We start from the raw sequence: 9122 nt of genomic DNA, 5'->3' as shown, positions 1-9122 counted from the left end.
GGGGAGGCCTCGCCTCCCCGTTCTGATGTTTTCAAGGGGCTTCGCCCTTTTGGCTTCGAGCCTTTCCAGGGGGTGTCGGTCCGCCTGGGAAGAAAAAAAGTTGCCTATGAAGAAAGGGATTGCTACGGTGCGCCATCCTCTTTGCAGACGGATGACGCGCATGCCCCTTGCACTGCTCAAAGCCGGTTTCCGCTCTCGCGCCAAGGCGCCGCCTCGGGAATTGCCGGCGACACCGGATCTTCGGAAATCCTACGACGTCGTCATCATCGGGGCGGGGGGGCATGGTCTCGCGACCGCGCATGCCTTGGCCACCACGTGGGGCGTGCGCCGCATTGCCGTCCTGGATAAGGGTTATCTGGGCGGCGGCAACACGGCGCGGAACACGGCGATCGTGCGCGCCAACTACCTGACGCCCGAGGGAGTGACCTTTTACAAGGAATCGATGAGCCTGTTCGAAACCCTGAGCCAGGAACTCGATTTCAACATCATGTACACCCGCAAGCCGCACCTGACCTTGGCGCACACCGACGCCTCGGTGCGCACCATGCGCTGGCGGGCCGAGGTCAACAAGCACCTGGGGGTGGCCAGCGAGCTGATCGACGAGGCCAAGGTGGCGGCGATCGAGCCGTGCCTGAACATGAGCCGCGACGTGCGCTATCCCATTTTGGGGGCCTTGCACCATCCGGTGGGGGGCACGGCGCGCCATGACGCGGTGGCCTGGGGCTATGCCATTCGCGGCGCCCAGGCCGGGGTCGAGATCCACCAGTTGACCGAGGTCACGGGCTTGCGGGTGGAAGGGACGCGGGTGCGCGCGGTGGAAACCACGCGGGGCACGATCGAGGCGGGCCAGGTGGTGCAGGCGGTGGCCGGGGCCAGCAGCCTGATGGCGCGCCATGCCGGGTTGCGGCTGGCCTTGCGCACGGTGCCGTTGCAGGCCTGCGTGTCGCAGCCGCTGAAGCCGGTGATCAACAGCATCATCGTGTCGGGCAGCCTGCATTGCTACATCTGGCAGTCGCAGCGCGGCGAGCTGGTCATGGGCGGCGCGGTCGATCCCTATCCGCTGTGGTCCACGCGCTCGACCCTCGACTTCAAGGAAGGCCTGATGGCCCACATGTTGGAGCTGTTCCCCTTCCTGGCCGAGGTGCGGATGATGCGCCAGTGGGCGGGCATGGCCGACATGACCCCGGATTTCGCGCCGATCATGGGCAAGACGCCGCTCGACAACTACTACATCGATGCCGGTTGGGGGACGTGGGGCTTCAAGGCCACGCCGGTGTGCGGCAAGCGCATGGCCGAATGCGTGGCCACCGATACCCAACCCGACATCCTGAAGCCGTTTCGTCACGACCGCTTCACCCACTTCGACCAGGTGGGCGAGGCGGGCGCGGCGTCGGTTGGCTCGTGAGGGGGGACGGTCGATGAAACTCATGCCCTGTCCGCTCAACGGGCCGCGCAACATGTCGGAGTTCAGCTACGGCGGCGAGGTGCGCGTGCGTCCCGAGCCCGGCGCCGATCCGGCGGTGGTGGCCGACTACGTGTTCCACAAGCACAACCAGCCCGAGGTGACCCGGGAATGGTGGTGCCACGTGCCAACCTCGACCTGGTTCATTGCTGAACGCAACCTGGCCACCGACGAAATCGTGCGGACCTATCTGCCGTCCGATCCGTTGTTCGCCGAAGGAGGCACCCCGTGAGCGCTGCCCGTTTGCCTGCTCCCTTCGGCCGGCTGGTCGATCGCGAGCGTTCCGTCACGTTTTCGTTCGAGGGGCGGCGGATCACCGGTCTGGCCGGGGATACCATCGCCAGCGCCCTGGCCGCCAACGGCCAGTGGATGCTGTCGCGCTCGTTCAAGTACCACCGCCCGCGCGGCCTGGTCTCGGCCGCCGGGCTGGAGGCCAACGCCCTGGTTCAGGTGGGCCACGAACCCAACGTGGCCGCCGACCGCCGCGCCATCACGCCCGATCTCGACGTGCGCGCGGTCAACACCTTTGGCGGCCTGGACCACGATCTGGGCCGTGCGATCGGCCTGTTGTCGCGGTTCATGCCGGTGGGCTTTTACTACCGCACCTTCTACACCCCGCGCGCGGCGTGGAAGGTGTGGGAGCCGGTGATCCGGCGGCTGGCCGGCCTGGGCACCATCAGCCCCAAGGCCCCGCATGGGTATTTCGACAAGGCGTATCTGTTCGCCGACGTGGCGGTGATCGGCGGCGGCCCGGCGGGTCTGGCGGCAGCCCTTGCCGCCGCCGAGGCCGGGGCCGAGGTGCTGCTGGTCGAGGATGGCCCTGTCCTGGGGGGCAGCGCGACCTTTGCCCGCCCCGAACCCAACGGCGTTGCCGCCGTCGAGGCCCTGGCCGCCCGGGTCCAGGCCCATCCCCGGGTCACGGTGTTGACCGAGGCGGTGTGTCAGGGCCTGTTCGCTGATCACTGGCTGTCGGTGACCCAGGGCAACCGGCTCAACAAGGTGCGGGCGCGTTCGGTGGTCGTCGCCACCGGGGCCCATGAAAGCCCGGCCGTGTTCCGGGGCAATGATCTGCCCGGGATCATGCTGGGGAGCGCGGCCCAACGCCTGATGCGGCTGTGGGCGGTGCGTCCGGGCCGCGAGGCCGTGGTGCTGGCCGGCAACGACGACGCCTACGAAGTTGCCCTGGATCTGGCCGAGGCGGGGGTGCGGGTGGTCGCGGTGGCCGATCTGCGCGCCGACCCGGGCAGTGATCCCCGCGTGGGGGCGGTGCGCGCCCGGGGCATTGCCGTGCATGCCGGGACCACGGTGGCCGAGGCCCTGGGCCAGGACAACCACGTGGCGGCGGTGCGCCTGGCCCCCGTCACCGGCCCCGGCACCTTTGGCGCGGTGGGCGAACCGGTGGCCTGCGATCTGGTGGCCATGTCGGTGGGGTACGTGCCGGCCACCGCCTTGCTGACCCAAGGCGGCGCGCGGATCGTCCCCGACGACGCCACCTTCATGCCCCGGGTCGAGGACCTGCCGGCGGGCCTGTTCGCGGCCGGCTCGGTCGGCGGTGTCTGGACGGCCGAACGGGTGGTGGAGGATGGCACGCGCGCGGGCCGGGCGGCGGCGGCCCATGCCGGCCATGCCTGTCCGGTGCCCGGGCCCGTGGCGCCCGACGGGGAGGGGCGCACGTGGCCGATCCCGGTCTTCCCCCATCCCAAGGGCAAGGAATTCATTGATTTCGATGAAGACTTGCAGGTTCACGACATCATCGACGCCGCCGCCATGGGCTGGGATCACATCCAGCTTCTGAAGCGCTTCTCGACCGCCGGCATGGGACCAACCCAGGGCAAGCTGACCAACGCCCTGGTGCAGGGCCTGCTGGGCCGCGTGACCCGGCAGGTGGCGCCCCGGGTGGGCACGGTGACCATCCGTCCGCCGATCACCGGCGAGAAGCTGGGCCATCTGGCCGGGCGGGGGTTCGAGCCCCGGCGCCTGACCGCGCTGCATCACCGCCACGAAGCCCTGGGGGCCACCATGATGGTGGCGGGGACGTGGATGCGTCCGGCCCACTACGGCCCCGACCTCGCCAGCGCGGTGGAAGCCGAGGTGGCGGCGGTCCGTCAGGCGGTGGGGATGATCGATGTCTCGACCCTGGGCAAGCTGGAAATCCGGGGGCCCGATGCCGCCCGTTTCCTGGAGCGCATCTATACCTGGAAATACGAAACCCTGGCGGTGGGCCGGGTGCGCTACGTGCTGATGCTCGACGAAACCGGCGGCATCATCGACGACGGCGTGGCGGCTCGTGTGCACGCGGAGCACTTCTACGTGACCGCGACCACCGGCGGCGTGGACCGCGTCTATCGCCTGATGCAGTTCTTCAATGCCCAATGGCGGATGAAGGTGGACATCGCCAACGTGACCGCCGCCTACGCCGGCATCAACGTGCTGGGCCCGGCGTCGCGGGCCGTGGTGCAGGCGGTGGGCACCACTGTGGATCTGGCGCCCGACGCCTTCCCCTATCTGGGGGTGCGCGAAGGAGAGGTGGGCGGCGTGCCCGCGCGCCTGATGCGCATCGGCTTCGGCGGCGAACTGGGCTACGAAATCCACGTGCCGGCCAGTCAGGCCGGCGCCTTGTGGGATGCCCTGATCAAGGCCGGAGCCGGCCACGGCCTGCGCCCGGTCGGGGTCGAGGCCCAGCGGGTGCTGCGCCTGGAAAAAGGCCACGTGATCGTGGGCCAGGACACGGACTCCCTCACCCATCCGCTGGAAGCCAGCCTGGGCTGGGCCGTGGGCCGCAAGAAGACCGACTTCGTGGGCAAGCCGGCCCTCGATATCCTGGAAGCCAGGCCCCAGTCGCGCCGGCTGGTCGGCTTTGCCCTGGATCCGGCGGCGGCGGTGATCCCGAAGGAAAACCATCTGGTCATCCGCGACGGCCGCATTGCCGGGCGCGTGACCTCGATCACCCGTTCAAGCACCCTGGGCAAGGTCATCGGCCTTGCCTACGTCGAACCCGATCAGGCCGGGGAGGGAACGGTGTTCACGGTGCGGGCCGACGGCGGCACGCTGGTGTCGGCCACGGTGGTGCCGACCCCGTTCTACGATCCCGACAACGCCCGTCAGGAGATGTGACCATGCGCGCGAGTTTCGTAAGCGCTCCCCTTGCCGCGCTGGGGGCAACCCCCACCCCGGTGGGCGAGGCCCTGGCCTTCCTGCGGGTCCCGGGTGAAAACGCGGCCGCGCCGGTGGTCCTCACCGACCTGTCGCCGTTCGCGCGCACGGGCTTCAAGGGGGCCGATACCGCTTCGTGGCTGGCGGCCCGGGGCCTGGACGTGGAGCCGGCGCATAACCACGCGCTGCGTCAGGCCGACGGCTCGCTGCTGGTGCGTCTGTCGCCGGGCGAATTCCTGCTGCTGGGGGTTCCGGGCGCGAAGCCGGGCCTGGTGGAACGCCTGGACGCGGCCTGGACCCGGGAGGCGAACGCGGGGCTGTGCTTCCCCGTGCCGCGCCAGGACAGCCATGCCTGGTTCGTGCTGCGCGGAGAGAAGGCGCCGGCCCTGTTCGCCAAGCTGTGCGCGGTGGACCTGCGGCCCCGGGCCTTCGCCGACGGGGCCGTGGCGCAAACCTCGGTCGCCCGCCTCAACGCGATCATCGTGCGCGACGGTGCCGCCTTCCACCTGCTGGCCGATTCCGCGTCGGCCGAATACCTGTGGGCCTGCCTGATCGATGCCATGGCCGAGTTTCAGGGCAGCATCGCCGGAGCCGCCACCGTGGCCGGGTTCGGGGGCGCGTGACGGAGAAAACCGCGAGGGCGGTTGTTCCACCGGGAAAAAGAAAAGCTGGGGAGGCGCGGCCTCCCCAGACTCCTCGGTTTATTGGTTTCTCTTTGGGATGTCGTGCGAGAAATCAGATTAAATCAGGGGGCGATCAAATTTTACGAGGGGTCTGGGGAGGCCGCGCCTCCCCAGCCTTTTTTCCTTTTTTCTCTTCCTACTCAGCAGCCGGGATGTGGTGCTGTTTGCGCTGGCCCATTTCGCATGCCACCACCTCGTCGAACACGTCTTCGGCCGGGCGCTGGCCTTCGAACGAGACTTCGGGGGCGAAGGGGCCGGTGGTGCGGATGCCCTCGCGGGACACGCGCCACGCCTTCAGGGGGTGGGCGACGGTGTCGGCCACGGCGGTGGCTTCATAGCCGCAGTGCATCATGCAGTTGGCGCACTTTTCATAGCGCCCGGTGCCGTAGGCGTCCCAGTCGGTGGTTTCCATCAGGGCCTTGAAGGTGGGCACGGCGCCTTCGTTCAGCAGATAGCACGGCCGTTGCCAGCCAAACACGTTGCGCGTCGGGTTGCCCCAGGGCGTGCAGTGGTAGGTCTGGTTGCCGGCCAGGAAATCCAGGTACAGCGCCGACTGGTTGAAGCGCCACGACGGCTTCTTGAGCGCGAACAGGGAGCGGAACAAGGCCCGGGTGCGTTCGCGGCCCAGGAACACGTCCTTCAGGGGCGCGCGTTCGTAGGCGAAGCCAGGCGCCACCGTGACCCCTTCAACGCCCAGATCATTACAGGCGAACTCCATGAACTGGGCCACCCGTTCGGGGGGCACGCCGTCGTACAAGGTGGTGTTGCACGTCACCCGGAAGCCCCGCTGACGCGCGGCGCGGATGGCGGAAACCGCCTTGTCGAACACCCCTTCCTGGCACACGGCGGCGTCGTGATGCTCGCGGTCGCCGTCGAGGTGGATGGAAAAGGTGAGGTAGGGTGACGGCGTGAAGTCATCCAGGCGCCGTTCCAGCAACAAGGCATTGGTGCACAGGTAGACAAAGCGCTTTTGCGCCATCAGGCCGGTGACAATGGCCACGATGTCGCGATGGATCAGGGGTTCGCCGCCGGCGATGGAAACAATGGGGGCCCCGCACTCCTGGGCGGCGCCCAGGCATTCCTCGACCGACAGGCGCCGGTTCAAGATTGCCTCGGGGTAGTCGATCTTGCCACAGCCCGAGCAGGCAAGATTACAGCGAAACAAAGGCTCCAGCATCAGCACCAGGGGATAGCGTTTGGTACCCGAAAGGTGCTGTCTGAGCAGGTAGGCCCCGATGCGGGCCTGTTGAATCAAGGGGACGCCCACGACGCGCGATTCCTTATGTCCGTTCGATCAAAGATCCGACTCTTGGCTGGTCGAAGGGTCGGGGGTGCCAAGACGCTGGCGCTCCGCTTCCTGGAGCAGGCGCGGCAGCTTGAACTGCATGTGTTCGTCCACGCCTTCCTGCTCGATCACTTCCACGGGGCCGAAGGTGGCGAGACGCTGGACGAGGGCGCGCACCAGGGCCTCGGGAGCGGAGGCCCCGGCGGTGATGGCCACGGTGCGCACGCCTTTCATCCATTCAGGGTCCAGGCCGTCGGCGTCGTCGATCAGGTACGAGGGCTTGCCCATCTGGGCGCCGATCTCGCGCAGGCGGTTGGAGTTGGACGAGTTGCGCGCGCCGACAACCAGCAGAAGGTCGGCCTCGCGGGTGATCTCGCGCACCGCCGACTGACGGTTCTGGGTGGCGTAGCAGATATCCTTGAAATCCGGCCCCTGGATGGTGGGGAAGCGTTCCTTCAGGGCCTTGATCACCTCGCGGGTGTCATCGACCGACAGCGTGGTTTGGGTGACATAGGCCAGCGGGGTGCCGGGTTCGATGGGCAGCTGCTCGACGTGCTCGGGGCGGCTGACCAGATGGACGCCGCCCGGGATCTGGCCCCGGGTGCCTTCCACCTCGGGGTGGCCCTCGTGGCCGATCATGACCACCTCGCGGCCCTTGGCGACGTGGTTCTGGCCTTCCTTGTGGACGCGCGAGACCAGGGGACAGGTGGCATCGACCACGGGCAGGTCGCGCCGGGCCGCCTCGTCGACCACGGCCTTGGACACGCCATGGGCGCTGAACACCGTGAGCGCGCCATCGGGGATTTCGTCGAGTTCATCGACGAACACGGCACCCTTGCTGCGCAGGCTTTCCACCACGTGCTTGTTGTGCACGATTTCGTGGCGGACGTAGACCGGGTGTTCGTACAGATCCAGGCACTTTTCAACAATCTCGATGGCCCGGGTGACACCGGCGCAAAAGCCGCGCGGGTTGGCCAGGATCACACGCAAGGGGCGCTCGTCAGTCACGGCACGGGGTTCCTTTGGGACGAAAACAAGGGGATACGGGACGGGGCTGCCACGGGTGGAAGAACCCCAGTTACCCACACCATACGGGGTTTGGACGCGCGGGTGCAACGGCCGCAAAACCCCACTTTTCGAGCAGGGTTGGCCGGACGTGGCGCCGAAAGACGCATCCAGGCTTCCCAAGGGCGGCGAAAACCCCCAAACTCCGCTCCCGCCAAGGGATGAGGGAGGACGCGAGGCTCGTCATGGATTTCCAGGGATATGGACACTTACTCCTGGCCGGGGCCGGGATGACCGTGCGCCTGGCGCTGGGGGCGCTGGCCGTTGGTCTTGTGCTGGGGCTGGCGGGAGCGGCGCTCAAACTTTCGAACGGGCGCATCGCCCGGGGGATCGGCAACGCCTACACCGACTTGTTTCGCGGTCTTCCCGAGCTGCTGGTGGTGCTGATCTTCTATTACGGGGCCGAGGCGGCGGTGCGGGCGTTGCTCACCGACGTCCTGGGCCTGAAGGTGGTCGTGTCATTCAGCCCCTATGCCGGGGGCGTGATCGCGCTGGGCCTGATCTTCGGCGCCTACTCCAGCGAGGTGTTCCGGGGCGCGGTGATGGCCATTCCGCGTGGTCAGGTGGAGGCGGCGCGGGCCTTTGGCATGGGGCCGGTGCTCACTTTCCGGCGCGTGGTCCTGCCCCAGGTCTGGCGCGTGGCCCTGCCGGGCCTTGGCAACCTGTTCCTCGTGACCCTCAAGGATACGGCCTTGGTGTCGGTGATCGGTCTTGATGAACTGATGCGCTCGGCCAATACCGCCGGACGATCAACCAGGGATTATTTTACCTTTCTCCTGGCAGCGGCGGTTTTGTATCTTGGATTGACCATCATCACCATGATTGTTTTGAATTTTCTGGAAAAACGCGCCAATCGCGGCCACTTGAGCGCGGCCGGGCATTAGGGCCGGGGGGATTCCATGAGACTCGAACTGGTCGCCGATTTTCTGCCGCGCATGCTGTTGCAGGGTCTGCCGCTGACCTTGTCCCTGGTCGGGCTCGCGGTTTTCATCGGCTTTTTCCTGGCCGTGCCCACCGCCTTGCTGCGGGTGAACCGGCTGGCGGCGGTGCGGGCGCTACCCACCGCCTACATCTTTTTCTTTCGTGGCACGCCCTTGCTGGTGCAGATCGCGATTGTCTACTACGGGCTTTCGACGGTGGAGTGGATCCGGGGCACGCCCCTTTTGTGGTCGGTCCTGCGCGAGCCCTTCTGGTGCGCCATCATTGCCTTTTCCCTGAACACCGGAGCCTATTCGGCCGAAATCCTGCGCGGCGCCATCCAGGCGATTCCGCGCGGCGAGGTCGAGGCGGCGCGGGCCCTGGGCATGCGTGGCTTTCTGCTGGTCCGGCGCATCATCCTGCCCCGCGCCTTTCAGATCGGCTTGCCCGCCTATGGCAACGAGATCATTCTCATGGTCAAGGGGAGCGCCCTGGCGTCCAGCATCACGCTTCTGGAGGTCACCGGCGTGGCCCGCAGCCTGTATGCGCGCTATTA

At 67.5% G+C, this 9122-nt stretch carries 8 protein-coding genes; 6 read left to right on the top strand and 2 right to left on the bottom strand.

What is annotated here, in order from left to right; translation table 11 throughout:
• The first annotated feature begins 160 nt into the window (after positions 1-160).
• Genes ROR02_RS15280 through ROR02_RS15265 form a run of 4 tightly spaced genes read left to right on the top strand, consistent with a single transcriptional unit; the run spans position 161 to position 5238 of the window.
• A complete protein-coding gene (locus ROR02_RS15280; protein ID WP_147164908.1) occupies positions 161-1405 on the top strand; it encodes an FAD-dependent oxidoreductase in 1245 nt (414 codons plus the stop codon).
• 13 nt (positions 1406-1418) lie between these two features.
• Entirely contained in the window at positions 1419-1694 is a 276-nt protein-coding gene (locus ROR02_RS15275; protein ID WP_147164907.1) for a sarcosine oxidase subunit delta, read from the top strand.
• Positions 1691-4576 (top strand): FAD-dependent oxidoreductase, encoded by a 2886-nt coding sequence (locus ROR02_RS15270; RefSeq protein ID WP_147164906.1) that lies wholly within the window; start codon positions 1691-1693, stop codon positions 4574-4576. Before ROR02_RS15275 ends, ROR02_RS15270 begins: the two co-directional genes overlap by 4 nt.
• Positions 4577-4578: 2 nt before the next feature.
• Positions 4579-5238, top strand: coding sequence for a sarcosine oxidase subunit gamma (locus ROR02_RS15265; RefSeq protein WP_147164905.1), 660 nt, complete (start codon positions 4579-4581; stop codon positions 5236-5238).
• 196 nt (positions 5239-5434) lie between these two features.
• Here the strand turns inward: ROR02_RS15265 and hpnH are convergent, their stop codons facing one another.
• The gene (hpnH, locus tag ROR02_RS15260; RefSeq protein WP_147164904.1) at positions 5435-6565 is read right to left on the bottom strand and encodes an adenosyl-hopene transferase HpnH; all 1131 of its coding nucleotides are present in this window, start codon (positions 6563-6565) and stop codon (positions 5435-5437) included.
• 27 nt (positions 6566-6592) lie between these two features.
• A complete protein-coding gene (ispH, locus tag ROR02_RS15255) occupies positions 6593-7591 on the bottom strand; it encodes a 4-hydroxy-3-methylbut-2-enyl diphosphate reductase (protein ID WP_147164903.1) in 999 nt (332 codons plus the stop codon).
• Between the two features lie 242 nt (positions 7592-7833).
• Between ispH and ROR02_RS15250 the strand changes: the two genes are divergently transcribed.
• Both ROR02_RS15250 and ROR02_RS15245 read left to right on the top strand, forming a co-directional pair.
• Entirely contained in the window at positions 7834-8532 is a 699-nt protein-coding gene (locus ROR02_RS15250; protein WP_147164902.1) for an ABC transporter permease, read from the top strand.
• Between the two features lie 15 nt (positions 8533-8547).
• The coding region (locus ROR02_RS15245; RefSeq protein ID WP_147164901.1) for an ABC transporter permease at positions 8548-9122 on the top strand (575 nt) is incomplete at its 3' end.

Origin of the sequence: Pararhodospirillum oryzae, from assembly GCF_007992075.1 — a bacterium.
Classification (GTDB): Bacteria; Pseudomonadota; Alphaproteobacteria; order Rhodospirillales; family Rhodospirillaceae; genus Pararhodospirillum; species Pararhodospirillum oryzae.
Note: the sequence above shows the minus strand (reverse complement) of the source record. Positions and strands in the feature narration are given on the sequence as shown.

Coding starts and splice junctions, on each gene's coding strand:
- ROR02_RS15280 (WP_147164908.1), top strand. CDS start 161: ATGCCCCTTGCACTGCTCAAAGCCGGTTTCCGCTCTCGCGCCAAGGCG.
- ROR02_RS15275 (WP_147164907.1), top strand. CDS start 1,419: ATGAAACTCATGCCCTGTCCGCTCAACGGGCCGCGCAACATGTCGGAG.
- ROR02_RS15265 (WP_147164905.1), top strand. CDS start 4,579: ATGCGCGCGAGTTTCGTAAGCGCTCCCCTTGCCGCGCTGGGGGCAACC.
- ROR02_RS15250 (WP_147164902.1), top strand. CDS start 7,834: ATGGATTTCCAGGGATATGGACACTTACTCCTGGCCGGGGCCGGGATG.